Below are 21,802 nucleotides of genomic sequence, written 5' to 3' on the forward strand. Positions count from 1 at the left end.
GCGCAAGATGTGTTTTCACGCGCCGCACCTACCGCCTCGCGGGCGGTGATCTCCCTCAAGCACGTCCCGACTCTGGCACACGCCCACACGCAAGTCGACACAAAACACTCAATTGGCGCAATTTGGACTTCGCGGGTGATGTTCCCGGTCACACCCTGAGGACGGGCACCATCCAGCCACCCTATTCGGCCGGCACATGCAGCGGTTCGCGGCCGATCAGCTCCACCGCGAACGCGAACGCCGGCCCCCGAGGGGTGCGGTGTCCGATCAATCTCTAACTGTCGGGAACACGGGGGCGCACCGTAGCGTCCACCACATGCACCGTTGAGCTACCGGCTTCGACCCGGCGCGCACCACCAAACAGAGCAGTTCGCCTGGCGCGGGCTGACCAAGTACGGGCCGTTCAGCCGCGACGAAGTAGGCCTCACGGCTGCTCTCGTCGAGGGCATCCGACAGGCGTGGTCTGCCCGCCCGCGCTATTCCGGATCGCAGGCGGGCAGACCACCCCGGTTTTCAGCGTTGCTTGGCGCGACGCTTCCGGCTCACGAACACGAATGCCGCGCCCGCACCGAGGAGCACTACACCGAGGAAGATCATCACTGGCAGGCTGGAAATACCGGTGTCGGCCAGCGAGTCCGTCCGCGTGTTGGATGGGGGCGGCGTGGTGGGCATCGGGGTCGCCGGCGGCTCAGACGTCGGCGGTGTCGATGTTGGCGGCATCGGGGTCGTCGGCGGTGCCTGTGGGATGTACACGCCGGCGTCGATCGTGTGATCAACACCTCCTGGGTTGGCCGGGGCCGTGACAGGTGCGTATCCGTTGCACAGCTGCCCGGTGGTCGGCGGGATCACATTGGAGTCATGCGCCCGGTCCTCACCGGCCAATGGGAGTGTGAACCGGAGCTCGGTAGCCGGCGGCTGGCTTGGCACCTTGCTGGTGTTCGCGGTACACACGTCGAACTGCACGGTGTACTTCGCACCCGGGGTGAGCTGGTAGGCGGCGCCGACCCCACCAAAGTAGTACTCGCCGGCGGCATCGGTCTTGGTCGTGGCGACCTGCTTACCGCTGGCGTCCAACAGGTTGATCGTCGCACCCGGTAGCGGCACCTGTCCGGGGTCCTGGATTCCGTTGTGGTCGCCGTCGAACCACACCACGTTGCCGATCTGGATCGGCGCATTCGCTGCCGTATAGGCGATATCGCCGAGCCCACCGGCCTTACCGAACCCATTCTGGTTCGAAGCGACGAACTGGTACCCGTTGGCGGGCGGGTTGTTACCGGGACCCTTACCGGTCTCGATGTTGTAGTAACCGGTCCCGTCAGTGCTGTAGTTGCCGGCCGGGTCCATCTCCGTGCTGATGACCCATTGCTGCTGCGGAATGTAGGCCACCGACCCTTGTGCGGCTTCCTGGTGCGCCCCGGGGGTCTGGCTCGGGGCACCCTTGACCGGAACGTAGTCGCCCGGGAAATATTCGACGACGCCGCTATTCTGGCTGCCGCCGGTGGCGTCGTCCGCGTGGTTGGGGCAGTTTCCGGTGCCTTCCCACGAGTATCCACCGGTGGGCTTGGCGCAGGCCATGTTGATGTCACCACCGGACATGCCGTTTTCCGGGGTGTTGTTGCCCGGCCGAGGGTCGATCCCACCCGCACTGATCACGTCCATGAACCGGTCGCGGAAACCTAGAATCATCGAGCCGTCACGAGTGAAGGCGAGGCTGGCCAACTCCGGCTGCGGATTGATGGAGGTGTTGCCCAGGCGAAATTCGTCCCAGGTCAACAGGTTGGTGTTCCACGGGTTCCAGTGGTTGTTCTGGGCCTCGCCAGGCCTACCGTGGTAGACGTAACCGCGCTCGGCAGTAAGCGGCTGGGTCAGCACCGTGCTGAATTGCCTGCCGTCGTAGGCGTAGACGACAGCCTTCAGGTCCGCCCGGTTCTGAGTGCTTTCCGCGGAACACACGCCACCGACATAAAGCGTGTTGTTGTGCGTTTCAAGCCCGAACGGCCGCCAGTCGGTGGGCGCCGCGCAACCCGGGTCCGGGATCGGCACCGTCGCTTTGGGTTGTAATGCGGTGGCCCCGGTCGCATCGAAGCTCACCAAGGTCCGGGTCAGCAGATTCACCGCGTACAGCGTCGCGCCGTCTTCCGACAGGGCCAGGCTACCGATGCTCTCCTTACCCGGCGCGTTGGTGAACCCGGGATCCTTAATCATGTTCGCGGTGTCGTGCGGCGTCACCGCGGCGCCCGGCACCTTCGCGAACAGGGTCGGCGCGCTTCCGCCCTTGACCGGCACGGTGTAGATGGCGTCACCACCATCCGGCCCGTATGGGGCGTGCCGCCGGGCGAACTCGCTCTGGAACAGCCGCTGCCGGTACTTGTCGTAGGCCAGCCCGAAAGTCGTGCCCACCTGGGATTGCGTGGCAAGCGTGGTCGGACACGCCACGTCGCTGGGACACGTACCCCGGATGTTCACTCCGAACGCCACCAATGCCCGGGTGTCGGTCCCACTAGCACCATTCTGGATCGGCACGAAATACCGGGAATCGGGGAGCGTGTAGTCGGCCGCGTTCCAGACCCCGGTGATCACCGAGGCGTTCTTGCCGCCCGACACGTCCACGAACGTGGTGAAGCTGTCGAAGTGGTTCGCCGCGGTCGAAGCCGGCGCCGCCCGCAAATAATTGCTGTAGGGAGCCGGAACAGTGACATCGACGCGGTACTGGCCGCCGGTCAGCACGGTCGACGACGACACCACGACCTTTCCGGTGGCATCCGTGATGCCGGTGACGTGATGTCCAGTGGGGTCGGAAACGTCAACCTTCATGCCCTGCTGCGGCACATCCATTGTCGTGTTAATCACGCCTGTGCCGAAGAAATCCCGCAGCACCTGAACCGTCAGTGTGCCGTCAATTGCCGAAGCGCCGGCCGCCCAAGCCGTCCCCACAATCGGGCCCGTGGCGCTGCCTACCAGCAACAGAACGCTCAAGCCCAACCGCACCAGCCGTTTCCCGGCTGTCCGGGTCGATCCTCTACCGGCTCGACTCATAGCTATCGCTGCCCCTTGTCATGATGAACAAGCCCTCTTCGGGCTGAACAGCCGCTTCGTAGCCCAGGTGACACGCCGACCCCGAAAGATCATCCCGAACCGCTATATATAAGCAGAACGCCGTGCGGCTGCCAAGATTGGTGAATTAGGGGGTGAATCGGCGGGCCTGTTAACGTTGCGCGGCGTGCGGAGTATGAGAGTCCGGCAGTGTCGTGTGCGGTGGGGCGCTGGCCTGCGCCGGTGGTTGCGGCCATGGTGGGTGGTGGCCGTCCTGGGCTTGGTGGGTGTCGCGGTGGTCGCGTTTCTGGTCATTGGTGGCGGTTCGGGCCCTGCCGGTCCGCGTGCTTTGACCTCGGATGAGGCGAACCGGCTGGCGATTACGCGGTTTCGCAATTACCAGGCGGGGGGCCGTGCGGTGACGATCACCGTGCCGAGTACCGCTGGTGGGCTGGTCATCAGGGGGTCGATCGACTACCGCGCCGAACTGGGTTACGGCGTGGTGCACGGTACCGGGCGTGATACGTCCAGCGATGGGCTGATCGAATGGACGGCTGCCACCGTGCTTGTCCACCCGATGGCGAACGCCCCGGCGGAAGCACCGGCATCGCCGCCCGGGCCGGATTGGTTCAGCCGTCCGCTGCACACGACGGGTAGTGCGCTGGACGCTTCGTTGGCCATCGCGCTCAGTCTCGGCAGCGACCGGCCTGACAACGCCGCATTACTGCCACAGAACGGCGCCACCTGGAGGGGACAGGACCAGTGGGACGGGCACCAGGTGGACGTCATGACGGGGCCGGATGCCGGTGCCAACCCTGGTACGGCGGGCACCGTGCGCTACTGGATCGGCTCGGACGGCACCATGTATCGGGTTCAGGTCGAGGTGGCTTCCGAACCGCAGCCAGTGGTCATCGATTTCGACACCGGGGAATATGTTCCGGTTCAGCCGGTACCCGGAGTCGGCCCGAGGCCGTAGCCGCCGCTCAGGATGTCTGCACCAGCGCCTTGCCGGCGAGCAGTGACGCTGAGGGCAGCGGGATGCTTGCGGTCTCCGGTAGTACCGGAACGGCCGGAACAGCCGTGGCACCGGTGGTGGTGGCATTCGGGAACTGTGGCTGTGCGTCAGGCACAGCCACCTCGGTGAACGGGATACCGCCGGGTGCCGTCGGGATCGCCCACGTGCCCGACGGTGTGGGCGACTGGGCGGGAACCGGGCAGGACGCGGTCGTCACGAGCTGAGCGGGCACCGTCGTGCGCAGATCATTGTCGTGCAGGCAGTTACCCCGTCCCTGCGTGGCGGTGGGAAACCTCCAGCCGACGTCAATACCGTTGGCGGCGAAGGTGTTGTCCACGATCTGGTTTCCCTCCGGTGGTAGGTCGGCGGTTGCGGTAATCACCAGTCCAGCGTTGGTATTGCCGGCGATGCGGTTGCGGATGAACTGGTTGTCGCTGCCGCCATCGATGCCGATGCCGATGCCCCACCCGCCGTCGGCCTGCTCGGGGGTCGGTGTCTGCTGGTTGCCCGCGACCAGGTTGCCGGCGACGACGGAACCCCGCTGCGGGAGCAGCTTCTCCTGATGGTCGGAGTTGATGGTGAGTCCGACCCGGTTACCGACAAAACGGTTACCAACCACGTACACCTCGCCACTGGCGTTGGTGCCTTCGTAACCGACCGCGTTGAGTTCGGAAATGTTGTCCCGCACCACGATATTGCACGGCTTACACTGCCCGACATAGATCCCCGAGTCAGCCGCACCTGAGGTGTACGAGTGCTCGATGACACCGTCCTGCGCGGAGAACGCGTAGATGCCGTACAGCCCGTTGCGGGTCGCGGTCACATGGGAAACCAAGAACGATTTCAGGAAAGTGACGGGCTCGTCGCCGGTGTCATAGCCGCCGCTTGTCCCCGGCAATCCGGCAACCGCTTTCGCCGAACCGGTGACCAGTACCCCGTTTTGCGTGTTGTTCTCCACGGTCAGGTTCTCCACGGCCACCCCGGCTGCGGCGACGACGATGCCATTGGGCTGCTGCAACCGCCCGTCGATAATGACCTTGTCCCGGGACTCGCCCCGAAGGGTAATCCGAGCCGTGGCGATCTTCACCGACTCGGGATACACGCCCGGCGCCACTAACACGAGATCACCAGGCTGAGCGAGCGACACCGCGGCCGAGATCGTCGGGGCGTCAGCCGGCACTCGGATCGTCACGTGCGCACCGGCCGGTCGCCGGCCCTGGCCCGATCCGTCATCGCCGGCGCCGCAGCCGGCCAAGACGAGTATCAGCGTACCCAGCACCGCGACTGTCACGCGAAGACCGAAACGAGACATGATCGCAGTGTGGCATGGACACCGGATTCACCTGTGGGAGGGCGGATATGGCACTCTCCCTACCGTGAACCGAGCCGATCATCGCCCGTCACGCCGCGCGTTCCTCGGTGTCACCGGTACCGTCATGGCCACCGGCCTCACCGCCGGATGCGAATCGGGCCCCCCTCAGCCGGGCCAACGTGATGCCCCCGCGTCCACCACGCCCGTGTCACCGACGGGCCAGCATCAGGCGGGCATCACGCTCCCGCAGCCGGCCCAGCCCAATCTGCTGGCCATGGTGGCCGACCTCGGCGACGCCGTGGCACTCGGCCCATTACTGGCCGACCTCGGCCAGGCCATCCTCACACTCACCGCGGGAACCGATGCACGACTGCTGGGCCTACCCCCGGGCGATCTCACCGTGACGATCGGAGTGGGCCCCCGACTGGTGCGCATGGTCGATCCTTCCCTCCCCGGCGCCGTGGAACTCCCACAGTTCTCCCGGGAACGGATCGCCCCGCAAGCACACGGTGGTGACCTGCTGATACAGATCTGCGCCAGCGACGCCTTGGTAGTACCGGTCGCCGCTGCCGCGCTTGTCGACCAGGCCGGTGACCGGATACACGAACGCTGGCGGCAGTCCGGGCGCCGCGGTTCGAACATTCCCGTAGATCAAGGCCTTACCGCCCCACGAAACCTCTTCGGTTTCATCGACGGCATCGTGGGCCCGCACACCACCGTCCAAGAACAACGAGACCTATGGCTGCCCGGGCCGGCTCCAGTCGCCGACGGCACCATCACCGTACTGCGACGCATGGAACTCGATCTACCGCGGTTCGCCACACTGTCCGTTGCCGACCAAGAAGCAGTCTTCGGTCGGTACCGAGCCACCGGCGCCCCACTCTCCGGTGGCACCATCACCTCGGACCCGGACCTCGGCGCCAAAACCCCGGACGGACGCTACCTCATCCCGGCAGACGCCCACGTCCGCAGAGCACACCCCAACGTCGTTGGCGTCGGCCTCATGCTCCGTCGCTCCTACAGCACCGACGAACCCACCCCCGGCCTGCTTTTCATCAGCCACCAGAACGACATACGAACATTCACCAACACCCTGACCCGCATGGATCATTCCGACGCACTACTGAAATTCACCACCACCACCGCCAGCGCGACCTTCCTGACACTCCCCGGATTCGACCAACAACACCCACTTGGCACCACACTGTTCCACTGAACAAATCGACCACAATAGACAACCGTCAACCAAAATCCATAGTGGACGTCAGAGCACACCAAGCTCGTAAGCCCGCATCAGCGCATCCTCGCGGCTGGACAGGAAAAGAACGTCTCGGATGCGACGGCCAGGCAGCGGGCACCTTGGCCGGCGACTCCGCGTACACCCACCCGCACCTGACACGTTAACGTAAGCGAGTTCCAGAAAGGAGCACGCGTGGCGATTCTGGAAGCACCGAAGTCATCGGGGGGACTCGGCGCGAAGATCGTGCGAACCTTCGGCGAGCTGCTGATCACCGCTGGGCTGGTCGTCCTGCTGTTCGTCGTCTACGAGCTGTACGTGACCGACCTCTTCTCGGCGAAGAAACAGGCCAGCGCGACGACGACGCTCAACGGGGACTGGGCACAGGGCCGGCAGCCGCATCCCGAACTGATCGACGGCAAAGCGTTCGCCAAGCTGTACATCCCGAGCTTCGGCGCCGACTACCACTTCACCATCCAGGAAGGCACCGAAGCGGCGGCACTGGAGGTCGGGCCGGGACACTACAAGGGCACCGCGCTGCCCGGCGAACCAGGCAACTTCGCGGTCGCCGGGCACCGGGTCGGCAAGGGTGCGCCCTTCAACGACCTGGACCTGCTGAGCTCCTGCGACGCGATCGTAGTGGAGACGCAGACCGACTTCTTCGTCTACCGCGTACTGCCGCACTCCGGCGAGTTCGCGAACTGGTCGACCGGGAAGGGCGCACAACCGCAGTGCTCGCATGTCGGCACGCTGCGGACGAACGTGGCCGACGGCGGCCCATACGGCGAGACCTATGGCCGCGAGATCGTCAGCCCGAACGAGGGCGATGTCGTGGCGCCGGTGCCACGCAAACCGCCCGACATCCTGCCACCCCCACAGCAGGTCGCACTGCTCACGCTGACCACGTGCCACCCGCAGTTCTCCGACCGGCAACGGCTGATCGTGCACGCGGTGCTGACCAACCAGTTCCCGAAGACGGCCGACGCCACGTATGCCCAGTTGTTGCAGACGATCGGGGAGGCATAAATGTACGGCTGGATCTGGCGTCACCTCCCCGGGCCGCTGGGCACGAAGCTGGTGCTCGCGCTGCTACTGGCCCTGGGAGTGATCGCGCTGCTGCTGTTCGTGGTCTTCCCCTGGCTGGAACCGATGCTCCCGTTCAACCAGGTCTCGGTCCCGAACTAGGCCGGGTAGCGGGGAGGATCTGCCCCTCCCCGCCCCCACAGATCCGGACGTGAACCTCTCGGTTCATCCGGCTCGTGCCGTCGGGTTGTTAGGTGGTGTAGTGCAGGGTCCGCGCAACACCAACACCGCCGTCAACGGAACCCACTCGCTCACAACTGAGGTCAGGCACCTGGCAACCGCCACCAACCGACGCAAGACGGTCGGGGGCACTTCAACGCGGTTCGGGCCTGTTTCCAAAGCTTGACCAGTCGCTACACAGTGTGACCACCAAATGCAATCCCATTTGCGCATTCAGTCAAAAACTTGATGGGCGCGCTCCTGATTCGCTCCTGGCACGCCGATTTGATCTTGAATTGCGATCACCACAAGATCCACACAAAAACACGAAAAAGCTCACTGACCTGCACTTACGTGCAGGTCAGCGGACTTCCGCCAACGTCGGGATGACAGGATTTGAACCTGCGACCCCTCGACCCCCAGATTAGTCCACAAGAGACCGTCATCTGCGAAAACCCAGAAACCGCAGGATAATCTGGTGCAGTTCGCTGCACTTCACTACGGGTTCAAGTCGGTTCACACCACCACGATCCTCCCATTTCCTTCCCGCTCCCCGCCGCTACCATGCTTGTCACATCTGACAGATCAGATCCGCGGGACCACCCTGGACTGTCCACCGATCCACATACACAGTGCCTAACCGGAAGGTATGGGTCCGACGCTCGTCCGCACCTGTCGGCGAGCAGGTCAACCAGCACGCCCGGGCGTCTACCGAGCCGCTCCTGGCACCAGCCGCGGTGAGCTCACTTTCCAGCCGGTGCGAGCGCTCGGTGCAGGCGGCGTGCCGTCCTACCGTGTCAGCGGGGCCCGCAACGCGGATGGCGGCGTATACGGTGTTGATCGCTTCGAGGTCGACGGCGGTGGCGGCGAACGATTCGCCCAGCCAGTCCAGGTAGTGTCATGCTCGGGGCTCCCCGAGGTCGGCGAAGCCCGGAGGAGACGGCTTTCGTCCTCGCCTTAGCAGTCAACGAGAATCGTTTCGAGGGCGCGGGCAAGAGCATTAGACGCGGTCATGCTCACCTCTCCGAGAGATCGCCGATGTCACTGCATACATGCGTCTTGCCTGCCAGCGGCTACCCTATCGCGAGCGTTGCCGCATCCTTCCCGACGGCCCTTCCGCCGTGATCGGTTACGCTAGCTCAATGGCTGCGGAGACCGATGTGCTGGTTGATAGTGACACCGTCGCGGGATGGCTCACCAGTGATGAGCCGTTGGATGAGGATCAGACCGACTTCCTCGTCGATATTCTCGCCACCGCGCCCGACGAAGCGCTGGATTTCCTTTCCGGCCAGGTCGAATGCCACACCGCGCGCGGCGGTGACGTCAGTGCGCTGCTGCGGGTAATTCAATCCAAGGCCCGCGGCAAATACGCCAAGGCCGCGGTCGCGCTGCTTTCGGCACGCGCCGCCGAGGGCGCCGGAGACTCCACCTCCGCCCGCGAGCACATCAATGACTCCCTGGCGCACCGCCCCGACTTGGAACCGGCCCTGCACGACGCCACGCAATACGCAGCCGCCCGCGGCGACTACACCGCCGCCGATCGCTACCTACGCCGCGCCCAGATCCCCAGCCCGCTGCAACGAGGACTGAACGAGGCCCTCGCAGCCTCCGCGGTGGATGACGTGCCGCGCAACAGCCCCTGCCTGTGCGGATCGGGACGGAAGTACAAGGCATGTTGCCGACGTGGCGCCGTACCCGGGTTGGCCGCGCGGGCCCAACTCCTGTACGCACTGCTGGGTAGCTACGCCGAACGCTCCCCGGGCGTCGAGGCCATCAGGGCACTGTCCGAACGCACCGCGGAACCCCAGCGGTACGCGATGTTCTGCCTCGACGTGGCACTCTTCCAGGGCGGCCTGGTGGAAAAGTTCCTCGCCGCCCGAGGTCACTGGCTGCGCCCCGAAGAACGCGACCTCATCGAAGACTGGCGGCGGGTCCCGTTCACTCTTTATGAAACCGTCGACGTCAAACGCGGCCGCGGAGTCACGCTGCGGGCCCGTCCCAACGGAGAGCCGATCCACCTCTCGGACAAACTGTTCTCCACCTCCGCCCGACGTCTTGGCCTGTTCTGCGGCCGATTGCTGCACGACACCACCGGACCCCGGCTACTTGCGATTCCCGTCCCGGTCCCCCGCCACTGGCGCCGCGCCATAGAGGAGCTGCTCGCATCAGGGCCGTCGCCGGAACAAATCGCAGACTTCTTCGCCCCGGAACCGCCGACCCAGGTGCGCAACTCGGACGGCGACGCTGTTCACGACTGCCGGGTCACCTACACCGCGAACCAAGCGGAACAGACCTTCGACCGCCTTAGAGAACAGCTCGTGCAGACCGGCGATGACCTGCTGGCCTCTCACCGCCAACTGCCCGACGGGCGGACACTCAGCATCGGAGAGATCCGCCGCGACCACGACGAATTCACCGTCACCGCGAACTCCCCAACCCGACTCGCAGAACTCGAAGATCTCCTACACAACGTTGCCCCCGACGCCACCGAGCAAAACCGGCACACGGAACGCCTCAGCCCCGACCCGGAACCCGACGGCCGCGAAGGCCGAACCGTCATCCTGGAGACCTACTTCCTCGACGAATGCCACGAAGAGGACCAGGCCAACGAACGCATCAGCCTCGACGCCGAAGCCGCCTGGCTCGACAACCCTGGCGTCATCGGCAATCTGACCCCGCGCCAGGCAGCCGCTTCCACCGACCCCGCAATCCTCAGCGAACTCCACGCCACCCTCGACGACGTGGAAGCCACTCTCCTGGATACGAAACGCGAAGGGCGACCCACCGCCGGGCTCATGAACCCCGACCGACTCCGCCAAACCCTCGCGCTCAATGGATCGCGAGCATTCGCCGAGTGAGGCTCAGCACGGAGTCAGGTGCTGGATAAGAACGGCGATCAAGCGCGTCGTCACTCGCTGGGCGGCCTGGGATATCCGTAGGGCCACCGCCCATCCCACCGCCGCCTGGGCCACAATCTTCGCCAGCGAAGGCATCACGGTCACGAAGATCCCGCCGCGAAGCCCCAACTGCAACCCGCACGCGGAACGATTCATACGCTCCGTTCGCGAGGAGTACACCAACCGAGTGCTGATCTTCGACAGAGGTCACTCGGAGAAGATCCTCCAGCTTTAGTCATGATTCCTCCCAGCGCCGGACTCCAGAGGTACGGGGACGTACGAACGGGCGCTGACGGGCAGCCGGGCCCCGGCGAGGCGCAGTTGCGTCACCCGGCTCGCGAACGCCGCACCACGCATGACATGGGTGGCCAGCTCCGCCGCGCGGCGATTCTCGACGGCGGCCAGGTAGGTTCCGCTGACCCAGTTGTTGAATGCACCCATCGCAGGACCGCACCAGATCTGATAGTCGGCCACCCGCCCCTGGGCGCCGGAAATGCTCCAGCCCGAGGACAGTCCCAGGTACCACCGGAAGATCAACGCCATCCGGCGCTTCGGGTTGTCCTGCGCCCGGCTGATCTGCTCGGGGTCGCGCTCCTGGAAGAACCTGACGCAGTCCCGCCACACGTCGTCCAGCGGTCGCTGGAAGATCCGTTCCTCCATGCCGGCGCGCTCCGCGGCGGGAATCGACTCGATCCCGTCGTGGGCCCGGTAGACGTCGTAGAGGCGCCTCGCCTTGGTGGCGAACATCGTGCCGCGCTTGAGGACCTGCACTTCGACGCCCATTTCGAACATATCGGCCGAGGGCGCCATAGCGCAGTCGGTCGCGCCCGCCCCGGCCAGCAGCCGCTTGGTTTCCCACGACTGCGCCGCTTCCACCGTGGCCTGGTTGATCGAGCCGGTCACGACGTAGGCGGCGCCCAGGGCGAATGCGGCGGCTGCCGCGTCCGGGGTGCCGATGCCCCCGGCCGCCCCGACCCGGACCTGTTGCCCGTAGCCGAGTTCACGCTGCACGCGGTCGCGCACCGCGATGATCTCCGGGAGAAGCACGACCAGCGGCCGGCGGTCGGTGTGCCCGCCGGAGTCCGCTTCGGCGGTGACGTCGTCGGCCACGGGGATTTGGCGCGACCACTCGGCTTGGTCGGCCGTGATCGCTCCCGAGGCGACCAGTTCTCGCACGATGGCCTCCGGTGCGGGGCGCAGGAACTTCTCGGCGACCTCTGTGCGGGAGACTTTGGCGATAACCTTGTTGTGCGCGACGACCTTCCCGCCGGGCCCGCGGGTCAGGCCCGCCAGTCGGTACCGCACGATCTGCGGCGTCAGGTCGAGGAACGCGGACGCTTCGATGGTGCGGACCTCGTGCTTGAGGCAAAGGTCCACCGTCGACTGTTCCATCGCCGGCTCGTTCGGGCTGTGGATGAGGTTGCACGCGAAGGGCATGCCCCGCAGGCGGGCGCGAATGTGTGCGAGGTCCTCGTCGACCCGCTGTGCGACGACACCGGCCGCTCCGTAAGAGGCGAGGAAACCCTGCTCGGCCAAGGCGATCACCATCTTCGCCGAGGCGATCCCGTTGGCCATCGAGCCCGCCATGTACGGCAGGCGGACACCGTGGGCGGTGAGGAACCGCTTGTCCCCCAGCGCCGAGGGGGGCAGCGGGGGCACGGCGGCGAGCACCTGGGTGCCCGGCGGATGCTCGGCGCTGCCCGCGGCCGCGATGCCGTGGGCGTCTCTGACCAGGTAGAACGGCCGGTCGAGGTTCAGCAGGTGCGCGTGGACCGAATCCGCGTCGCGCCCGGCCTCGGGTACCGCGCCGGTCGGCGTCACCATGGCTGTGCTCCTTCCTCGCGCAGTTCGACCGCGATGTCGGTGAGTTCGTAGATCCGCAGGCCCGGCTTCCACATGCTGGCGTCGCCGGTCACCCGCACGCGGCCCGGCCCGCGGCGGACGTCCTTGATGTGCACTTCGAGGGTGGCCTCACCGTCGGTGGGCAGGAACTGGCCGCGGTACTTCCAGGTGGACGGCGCACCGACCGGGAGAATGAATCCCGGATCGGACATTCCCTCGCCCAGTCCCGCGTCCAGCAGCCATTCCTGCATCGCCTGGATGACCGTCTCGACGCCCAGCGAACCGGGGATCACCGGGTCGTGCGGGAAGTGCCGGGCGAAGAACCAGTCGTCCGGGTCGATCCGGCGGACCGCGCGGAGATAGCCCTTCCCGTAGTTCCCACCCTCGTCGACGACCTGGACGTCATCCAGCAACGCGAGGTGGTCGCGAGCGCACAGCGGGGCGGACGGGTCGGCGCGGCGGGCGGCCACGTCGATCGTGCGGGTGGCCGGGCACGGTTGCTGCTCCTCCAGCCAAGTCGGCACGTTCCGGCCCGCGTCCAGGCCGGTCTGGTTGGCCATCGCCGTCTCGCTGAAGTAGCCGAACAGGGTCTCGCCCACGTAGAACGGCTCGCCGTCCACCAGCATCGTGTAGGAGCAGCTCTGCAGCGACGCACCGTTGTTGAGCGTGGTCGACTGCAGCTTGGACCGCTGGCGGATCGTCTTGTCCCGCAGATCGACCTCGCGCAGCACGGTCGCGGTTCCGCCGAGGTTGCGGAGGCTGACGGGTGCTTCCGGATCGGACAATGTCGGCCCGAGGAAGTACCCGATCGACAACGCCGACTGCAGCGATGTCTCCATGTAGACCGTGTTCGGCATGGAAGCGTTGGCGGTGTCGGCGTAATACCAGGAATCGGCGGGCGAGTCGTACTCGGTCTCATAACTCGCGCCGTCGAGCTTGCCGCGCCTGCCGTCCATGGACACCAGCCGGTCCACCATCGTCAGTCCCCGGTCGGGCACCCGGGTCGCCCTGCGGTCGGAGTAGTGCTCGAACTCCGGGCCGAAGGCGATCCCGTGGCTGCCGCGGGCGAAGTGCGCGATGTGGAACTCGCTGATCATCGTCTGCTCACCGGCCGCGGAGTATCTTCCGAGGAACGCCGGGAGGATGCCACCGCGAGCCGGACCGATCGGGACGCCGGGTTTCTCCACGACTGCCAGGGAAAGACCGAGGACTCGCCCGGCCACCGTGCCGCCGGAGCGGAATTCCACATTGGCGCGGACGTGCGGCCGGGGAACGAGATCGACGTCGGTGACGTCGAGCCGGATCTCCGCGGAGTGCAGCGGACCGGGCCGGGCGAGTTCGACCTCGCTGCGCGCCGGCTCGCCACTGCCGTCGCCGGGCACGAAGGTCGCGTCCGCGAGGCAGAGGTGCAAACCCAGATACAGCACGAAGATCTCGGCCGCCTGACCGGCCGCCGCGAGCAGCGACTCGGGTGTGCCGTCCAGCGGCCCCGCCGACGCGACCACCTGGCCGCGGCCGCTGCTTCCGCCGCGCAGCTCGATCTGGGTGACCTCGCCCAGCAGCAAGCTCGCTCCCGCCGCGAGCTTCACCGACGGGTTGCAGCCGGGCTGGAGGTAGCCCGGGCCGAAAACCCCGGCCATGTCTCCTTCGGTCAGCCGGCCGAGATCGTCCCGGCCAAGCCGCGTCTGCTCGCTCCGGGCCAGCGGCTTGAACCGGGCTTCGGTCGTCACGAACGGCACGACCCGCACCGACGGCGGGACGCCGGTCGGGCGGATGTGCCCGTCGACGACCTCGAAGAACCGTGCCCCGCAGGCGGGCGCCGGCTCCGGGGCCGCGAGCGCCACGCCCCACTGGCTGAGAGTCTTGACCTGCAACAGCACCTGCGCGTGCAGCGCATTCCGGTGCGCGTTGGCAACAGCGCTGCGCATTTCCCGCGCCACCGCGGCGATGTGGCTGGTTCCCGCAGCCTGGCCGGCTGCCGGTGGCGGCTGCGTCACCGGAACCTGCCGTGCCGCCGATGTCCGCTGCAGAACCGGCTGTGCCCCGCCGGGCGGCTCCCTGGTGGCCCCAGTGAAGGGGTTGAAGGGCTCTCCGTCGAAGCCCAGCCCCTCCAGTTCGTCGTTCATCGCTGCTTCTCCTCCGGGTGTCCCCAACTCGGCGTTGTGCGCGTGCTCATTCCGCCAGCCACCGCCGGGTGCCCTCGCGGAACTTTTCCGACATCTCCGGCGTCGCCACCATCTGGATGTCGTGCCACCGCTGCAGCACACGTCCCTGCTGATCGCAGGCCGTGGCGGTGACCGTGAGGGCGGCCGCGGCCTGCCGCACGCCGTCGACGACCAGCACGAACGGTTCGTTGCCGGGCAGGGCCGCGAAGTACTCCGCCCGCCCGAATCCCAGCGGCAGACTGGCCTGCCCGAGCAGCCGGTTGCCGTGCACCGACGGTCCCTGCAGAAGCAGGTCGCAGAGCACCGGGCTGTGCAGTTCTCCCCGGTAGGCGCCGAAGCCGACCACGGTGTCGGGAAGCCGGCATTCCAGCACCAGGCGATCGTCCGAGTGGTGGAGCACTCGCCGCAGGCCCTGCAGCTGCGGACCGTGGAACAGGATGGCGTCGCGATAGATGTCGAGCCCGTTCTCGGGGCCTTCACCCAGAGATCCGCCTTCACCCGGAGATCCGGTTGTCCAGCCGGACACCACCGGAGCGTCCGCAAGCGACGCGGACAGCACGAGCGTCGCCGCGTAGTGCAGCACCGGCAGCGCTGCGCCTGTGCCGGTGCGCACCGACACCTTTACGAGCGCATTGCCGTCCGCGTGACCGGCCGGCTCCACGACGACGTGCTGGCTGCCCGCCAGCGAGCCGTCGAACAGGATCCCCTTGTACACCTGGAAATCACGAACCTCGACGACCCGCCGTCCCGGGTGCGCCCGTTCGGCGACGTGGATCATCCAGCCGAGGCCGAACGTGGCGGGCAGCACCACGTGTTCGCCGACGACATGAGCGTCGAGCACCGGATCTCCGGCCAGCGTAGCGATGTCGCGATGCGCGGTGAACGAGGCCGCCGCGCCCGGGTCGCCTGCCGACAGCGACTTGGCCTCACCCACCAGCACGCACACGTCGTCGGCACGCTCCTTGCCGAACTGCTCGACGAACGCCTGGGCACCGGCCTCGGGCTCCAGCAGCCGCACACCGCGGGCGTGGAAGAGGTCGCGGAGTCCGGGGGTGACCATCCCACCATCCCACGCGCCCCAATCGATCGCCGTGACGTGGCAGTCGGGGCGCTGCCGCTTCCAGCTCGCCGCAAGCCGGCACAGTGCCTCGTTCGCCGCCGCGTAGTCCGCCTGGCCCGCATTGCCGAGCAGACCGGCGACGGACGTGAACAGCACGAGGTGACGCAGCGAATCGGTGTCGAGCACGTCGAGGACCGTGCGCAGACCGGTGAGCTTGGTCTGGAACACACGGTGGATCTCGTCGCCGGTCTTGTCCGGCAGGTACGCGTCGGCGAGCACCCCGGCGCCGTGCACCACACCTGTGATCCGGTCCCGCAGCGGAGCCAGCGCCGCGCGGACGGCAGCGGGGTCGGTGACGTCGACCGCGAGGTAGCCGGCCTCCGAACCTGCCCGGCGTACCGCTTCGATCGTCGCGCGGATTTCCCGCTGGGCGATCTGGTCGCGGTAGCGCCGCTCGACCTCGCGGGGTGTGGGGCGCTCGCCGCCGGCCTTGATGTCCTCGATCGCCGCGGCCTTGAGCCCGGAGTCGGCGACGCCCCGGGCCCAGGACGGCTCGTCTGCGAGTTCCGTGCGGCCCAGCAGGACGAACGCCGCCTCCGTGTGCCGCGCCAGCGCTCGGACACACAGCGCCGTGACTCCCCTAGCTCCCCCGGTGACGACCAGCGTGTCGCCGACGTCGACGCCGATGTCCGTGACGTCGCCGCCGATCTCGTCGCGCTGCGCGACGGCGAAGCCGAACTCGCCGGGCACGACGGTCCACCGGGCTCCGGCGGCGTCGACGCCGACTTCGGCGGTGTCGGTCGCCGCGTCGGCGATTTCCCCGAGCAGCGCCGCCACGAAGTCGTCGCGGTCCACGCCCGGGTCGACGTCGAGTGCCCGGCAGAACACGCCTGGTGCCTCGCAGCCCAGCGTCTTGACCACCCCGCCGACTCCACCGGCCAGCGCCTCCGCGGCGGGGCGCCCGCCCCGGAGTCCGAGACCGCCGTCGAGCCGGGTCACCGTGACGAAGCCCGCCCTCGACCCCGCTTCGGCGGTTTCGGTGAGCGCGGCGTATGCGTGCTTGGCGACCAGGATCGTCTCCGCGACCTGCCGGACGCCGGCGTCCCACGTATCGCCGTCCAGCAGGTTCACACACAGGTCCACGCGGCCCTGGAGGTGTTGCGCCAGAAGGTTTTCCAATTCGGTGGTCTCGCCGTCGAACACGGCCGGCGAGCCGCTGAGGTCCACGCGGCGCACCGTCCAGCCGCGCTCCCGGAGCCCGCTGACGACCGCATCGGCGTCGTCACCGCCACGGTCGGCCACCACGGCCACGGGCTCGGCGGCGTAGGCGTCACCGAGCAGATCACGACCAGGAAGCGCAACCAGCTCCACCTTGTGCCGAGGTGTGGGGGCCGGGCCGTCGTCGGCGGGCGCGGTCCCGTCGCTCAGCGGGCCGGAGCTTTTGGGTCCACATCACCCGCGTCGGCGACCAGGAAACCGGAGATCTGATCCAGCGTCCGCAACTCACCCAACTGCTCCGGACCCACCACAGGCAACCCAGGAAACCGCTCCTGCAACACCCCCAGAATCTGCACCCGCTTGATCGAATCCACCCCCAGATCCGCCTCCAGATCCATCCCCGGATCCACCATCTCCACCGGATAGCCCGTCTTCTCCGACACCACCTCAAGCAACGCCGACCTCACCGAAGCCACATCGACCCCGCCCGAAACGGTCCCCGCAGCCGGTGCGGGCTTCGATTGCTCCTGCATCGCAGCGGATTCGGGCGCGGCGGGTGCCGGAGCAGCCGGCTGCGGCGCGGGAGCGGTCGGGAGCTGCTCCGGTGCCGGCTGGGTGGTCAGCGCCCGCGGGGTGGGGGCCTGCACGGCGGTGGCTTCGGCGAACACCGTCGCCCGGCCCTCCGGGGAGCGCTGCCCGCCCAGTTCGAGGGTGGTGAGCTCCGCTAACACCTCGTTGGCCCGGGCGTGTGCCTGCGAGATCGCGACGCTCTGGTTCTTCACGCTCTCCACGACCTCCGGCAGCCGCGAGTCCGGCCGGTCCCACTGCTGATGGTCGCGCAGCAGCCCGGTCAGGGCCTCGGCGACCAGAAGCTGACCGTCCAGGTACTGCGAGTGCAGCGCAACGTGCTGACGCACCGCGTCGTCGCCGGCCGGAATGCCCGGCTGGGCGGGAACTTGGTAGGCGGGCGCCAGCGGGGCCTGCGCGTGGGCGATGGGTGCGGCGGCCTGTGGGTCGTTCATCTGCTCCCTCTCGTGCACGGTATCGTCCACTGTGGACACTTCGTGGATGCCGGTTGCGGGCAAGGTGGTCGCCCGGCTGAGCGCGGAAACCTCGAAGCCGTCGGTCAAACCGGTCTCGTAGGCGGCGCGGCGCTCGGCGGGCACGTGTTCGGCGGCGGAGATCGGCACGGTCATCCCGGTCGGCGTGACCTCGTCGAAGCCGGGCGCGAGGTGGACGTTGATGCCGCTCAGCGGCACACCGAGCACCGCCAGCCGCACGGCCGCCTGCTTCAGCGAGAGGTCGCTGTCGCCCAGCGGCCCGCCGTCGGCCGGGATCGCGACGATCGGCTCGTCGGCGAGCGTGCGCTGCACCAGCTGGGTCAGCACCTGCTTCGGGCCGAACTCGACGAACACCGTGCAGCCATCCGCGTACATCGCCTCCACCGCTTCGGCGAACTCGACGGGCTCGAGCAACTGCCGCACCAGCGTTTCGGCGTTGCTGTCCGGGTCCGTGCCGTACTTCGCACCCGGGCTGTTGGCATAGACCGAGGCGCTCGGCTCGCCGATCCCGACGGACGCGACGACCGGCCGGAACTTCTCGACCGCGTGCGCGACGTGCGAGGTGTGGAAGGCCGCTGCCACCGACAGCAGCAGGGCCGGCAACTCCCGCTTGGCGCACGCGACGACGAAGGCCTCCACGTCGGCAGTGGGGCCGCCCACGACCACCTGGTCCGGCGCGTTGTTGTTACACACCAAAACGTCCGGGAAGTCCGCCAGCATCTCGGTGACCTGCTCCCGGCCGGCCTGCACCGCCGCCATCGTGCCGGCGTCGGAGCCTGGTTCGTCGGCGGGCGGAGCCATCGCCTCTCCGCGCGCCCGCGCGAGCCAGAAGAAGTCGGCGTCGGCGATCGCGCCCGACGCCCACAGGGCCGTCAGTTCACCGAAGCTGTGTCCCAGGAAGCCGGAGCACTCCAGGCCCAGCGAGGACAGATAGCGGAACTGGCCGGCCGACAGCGCACCGATCGCCGGCTGGGCGTACTGGGTCTGGCGCAGCGTGGCTTCCTGTTTCTGCCGGAGCTCGGCGTCCAGCAATGTGGGCGGGTAGACGACCTGCGCCAGCCGCGTGCTCGCCCCGTCGAACGAGGCGTTCGCGGCGTCGAAGGCCGAACCGACCGCAGGGTTGTTCAGCGCGGCTTCCAGGCCCATATCGACGTACTGGCTGCCCTGGCCCGCGAAAAGAGCACCGACCTTGAGGTCCGGCTGTGCCCGCATGCGGTAGAAGACACCCCGCGGGTGCGTCCAGTGCTCCGCGTCCAGCGCGCCCGCGAGTTGCTCGGCGGCCAGTTCCCGCAGTTCCTGTGCGATCGCCTCGTCCGCGGCGACAAAACCGATCCGGGCGTGCGCTGCCGGGATCGGATCGTCGTCCTGCCGCGGATCGTCCGACCGGACCAGCTCCAGCAGCTCCTGCGGGGTCTCCGCATGCCAAAGATAGGCGCGCGCGGCGCGGTGCAGCGTCTCGATCTCCGAGCGGTCCTGCGTGTGTTCCTCCAGCACGAAGTGGAAGTTGGTACCACCGAAGCCCATCGCCGACGCAGCGGCGCGACGCACCGGGCGGTGCGGGTCACGGATCCACGGGCGGGTCTTGACGTTGACGTAGAACGGCGCGCCGGAGAAGTCGACCGACGGGTTGGTGCGCTCGACATTGATCGTGGGCGGCAGCGTCTTGTTGTAGAGGCTAAGCGCGAGCTTCATCAGGCTCGCAGTGCCCGCCGCGCCCTTGGTGTGGCCGATCTGGGATTTAACGCTTCCCAGCGCGGCGAAGTGTTGCTCCTCCGACGAATCGCGCAGCAGGCCGCCCAGTGCGGTCAGCTCGGTGCGGTCGCCGACCGGCGTTCCGGTGGCGTGTGCCTCAAAAAGCTCGACCGAGCCGGGTGAGCAGTCCGCGTCCGCGTAGGCGCGGTCCAGCGCCGCCCGCTGCCCCTTTGCCAGCGGGGCATAGATGCTGTTCGACCGGCCGTCACTGGAGGAACCGAGACCGCGGATCACCGCGTAGATCCGGTTCCCGTCCCGCTCGGCGTCGGAGAGCCGCCGCAACGCGAGCATGCCCACACCTTCGCCGAGCAGCGTCCCGTCCGCAGCGTCCGAGAACGGGCTGATCTTGCTGCTGCGCGACAGGGCCTGGGTCTTGCTGAAGCACATGAACCCGAAGATGGAGTTCTCGGTGTCCACCCCGCCTGTGATCATCATGTCCGCGCGGCCGTCCACCAGTTCGGCGATGGCCACCCGGACCGCAGACAGCGACGCGGCGCACGCGGCATCCACGGTGGAGTTCATGCCGCCCAGACCGAGGCGGTTCGCGACGCGCCCGGCGACGACGTTGGCGAGCAGCCCCGGGAAGGTGCTCTCTTCCCACGGGGTGAAGGCCCGGGCATACTTCTCCGCGATCCGCTCCGTGTCCTCGGAGGTCAGCCCGCAGCTACGCACGACCTCCTTCAGCACCGGGGTGGACAGCCGGGCGGCCAGCGGGTGCGTCAGCGGCACCGGTCCGGTCGTGCCCAGGACACAGCCCGTGGTAGACGCGTCGTACCACTCCGAGCCCACCGCCCCGCTGTCGCGGAGGACATCACGGGCGACGCCGAGGCTCAGCAGCTGCATCGTGCTGGTGAGATCGATCTGGTTGGGCGGCAGCCCCCATTCCAGCGGGCTGAAATCCACATCCGGGACGAAACCCCCGCGGTGCGAATAAGTCTTGTCCGGCACCGACGGGTCGGGGTCGTAGTAATCCTCAAGGCGCCAGCGGGATTCCGGCACCTCCTCGGTGCAGTCCGTGCCATCGACGATGTTCTGCCAGAACTCGCGGTAGTTACGCGCCATCGGGAATAAACCCGCCATACCCACAATGGCAATCGGATTGTTCGCCAGCCGCCGGTCGGTCAAGTCCCGATCCATCGGATTCGTACCCTCGCTCACGTTCTTCCTCACAAAGTCGTTTCGGCCGGTGGGCAGCACAAAGACACGCACCGCCGCGTCGGGAAAGGTTCAGGTGCGGGCCACCGGGACCTCGTCGGCTCGGTCGCGGAATGCGGGGCAGGTCTGGCGGTCGTGCGGTTACCCGCCGACGAGCAGGGCGGGCGGCACCAGTCCCGCCGCCCGGGCGACGAATTCGGTCAGCTGGTCGGCGAAAAGCTGGTGGCCCGCGACGTTGGGATGCAGTCCGTCCGCCGCCCACATCCGCGCCTCGGCCCATTCGGGCATCGCTGCCACGTCCAGGCAGAGCGTCCCGGTCGCCGCGGTGATCTCCCGCAGGACGGAGTTCGCCTCGGCGAACCGGTCCCGCAGCAGGCTCCGGAAAACCCCGGGAACCGCCAGGTTCTTCGGAATGTCGGGATAGGCCGCGGTGAACACCGTGGTGTTCATGCCGCGAAGACTCGAATAGATCGTCCCCAGGTTGCGCCGGAACCTCTCGGGGTCGTAGTCGCTGAGGAGATCGTTGACCCCGACGATCACGCCGATCATCGGGGGCTTGCTCGCCACCACGGCCGGGAGCTGCCCGTCGACGACGTCCTGGGTGGTCGCCCGATACGTCCCCAGGTTGAGCACGCCCCGGCGCGGGATCCCGAGCCGATCGGCCAGCCGGGGCACCCAGCCGTGGAACGGGCCGTCGAGGCCGGGATCACCACGGCCCTCGACGAAGCTGTCACCCAGCGCTGCCAATCGGATTGCCGGCATGTCTCTTCCTTCGCTCTCGGCTGGACACAACGCTTAGATCCTGTTAGCGGA

General features: G+C 67.5%; 12 protein-coding genes. 5 read left to right on the forward strand and 7 right to left on the reverse strand.

Annotated elements, in window-relative coordinates; genetic code table 11:
* Nucleotides 1–513 precede the first annotated feature (513 nt).
* On the reverse strand, nt 514–2,976 hold the full coding sequence (locus tag DL519_RS16075; RefSeq protein ID WP_223839077.1) for an SdrD B-like domain-containing protein: 2,463 nt from the start codon (nt 2,974–2,976) through the stop codon (nt 514–516).
* A gap of 322 nt (nt 2,977–3,298) precedes the next feature.
* Between DL519_RS16075 and DL519_RS16080 the strand changes: the two genes are divergently transcribed.
* Nucleotides 3,299–4,009 (forward strand): hypothetical protein, encoded by a 711-nt coding sequence (locus DL519_RS16080; RefSeq protein ID WP_223839075.1) that lies wholly within the window; start codon nt 3,299–3,301, stop codon nt 4,007–4,009.
* 7 nt (nt 4,010–4,016) lie between these two features.
* On the opposite strand, the gene DL519_RS16085 is transcribed toward DL519_RS16080, so the two are convergent.
* The gene (locus tag DL519_RS16085; protein ID WP_223839074.1) at nt 4,017–5,339 is read right to left on the reverse strand and encodes a NosD domain-containing protein; all 1,323 of its coding nucleotides are present in this window, start codon (nt 5,337–5,339) and stop codon (nt 4,017–4,019) included.
* Between the two features lie 226 nt (nt 5,340–5,565).
* On the opposite strand from DL519_RS16085, the gene DL519_RS16090 reads away from it, so the two are divergent.
* The 4 genes from DL519_RS16090 (at nt 5,566) to DL519_RS16105 (ending at nt 10,697) form a co-directional block, all read left to right on the forward strand.
* Nucleotides 5,566–6,576, forward strand: a complete 1,011-nt coding sequence (locus DL519_RS16090) for a Dyp-type peroxidase (RefSeq protein ID WP_223839073.1) — start codon at nt 5,566–5,568, stop codon at nt 6,574–6,576.
* A 216-nt stretch (nt 6,577–6,792) separates the two neighbouring features.
* Nucleotides 6,793–7,623, forward strand: a complete 831-nt coding sequence (locus tag DL519_RS16095; protein ID WP_190815962.1) for a class E sortase — start codon at nt 6,793–6,795, stop codon at nt 7,621–7,623.
* Nucleotides 7,624–7,782: a hypothetical protein gene (locus tag DL519_RS16100; protein WP_168587855.1), complete on the forward strand. Its 159-nt coding sequence runs from the start codon at nt 7,624–7,626 to the stop codon at nt 7,780–7,782.
* A gap of 1,217 nt (nt 7,783–8,999) precedes the next feature.
* The gene (locus tag DL519_RS16105; protein WP_190815964.1) at nt 9,000–10,697 is read left to right on the forward strand and encodes an SEC-C domain-containing protein; all 1,698 of its coding nucleotides are present in this window, start codon (nt 9,000–9,002) and stop codon (nt 10,695–10,697) included.
* Nucleotides 10,698–10,967: 270 nt separating this feature from the next.
* Here DL519_RS16105 and DL519_RS16115 read toward each other — a convergent pair whose 3' ends face one another.
* The 5 genes from DL519_RS16115 to DL519_RS16130 form a co-directional block, all read right to left on the reverse strand.
* On the reverse strand, nt 10,968–12,560 hold the full coding sequence (locus tag DL519_RS16115; protein ID WP_190815968.1) for a PfaD family polyunsaturated fatty acid/polyketide biosynthesis protein: 1,593 nt from the start codon (nt 12,558–12,560) through the stop codon (nt 10,968–10,970).
* On the reverse strand, nt 12,554–14,704 hold the full coding sequence (locus DL519_RS16120) for a beta-hydroxydecanoyl-ACP dehydratase (protein ID WP_190815970.1): 2,151 nt from the start codon (nt 14,702–14,704) through the stop codon (nt 12,554–12,556). Before DL519_RS16120 ends, DL519_RS16115 begins: the two co-directional genes overlap by 7 nt.
* 46 nt (nt 14,705–14,750) lie before the next feature.
* On the reverse strand, nt 14,751–17,174 hold the full coding sequence (locus DL519_RS46520) for an SDR family NAD(P)-dependent oxidoreductase (RefSeq protein WP_223839078.1): 2,424 nt from the start codon (nt 17,172–17,174) through the stop codon (nt 14,751–14,753).
* A 53-nt stretch (nt 17,175–17,227) separates the two neighbouring features.
* On the reverse strand, nt 17,228–20,992 hold the full coding sequence (locus tag DL519_RS46525; protein WP_223839080.1) for a type I polyketide synthase: 3,765 nt from the start codon (nt 20,990–20,992) through the stop codon (nt 17,228–17,230).
* A 138-nt stretch (nt 20,993–21,130) separates the two neighbouring features.
* Nucleotides 21,131–21,751 carry an SGNH/GDSL hydrolase family protein gene (locus DL519_RS16130; RefSeq protein WP_190815972.1) on the reverse strand — a complete coding sequence of 207 codons (621 nt, stop codon included), beginning with the start codon at nt 21,749–21,751 and terminating at the stop codon, nt 21,131–21,133.
* Between the last annotated feature and the right edge of the window lie 51 nt (nt 21,752–21,802).

The sequence above is a fragment of the Saccharopolyspora pogona genome (genome assembly GCF_014697215.1).
In the GTDB taxonomy this organism is placed as follows: domain Bacteria; phylum Actinomycetota; class Actinomycetes; order Mycobacteriales; family Pseudonocardiaceae; genus Saccharopolyspora; species Saccharopolyspora hattusasensis.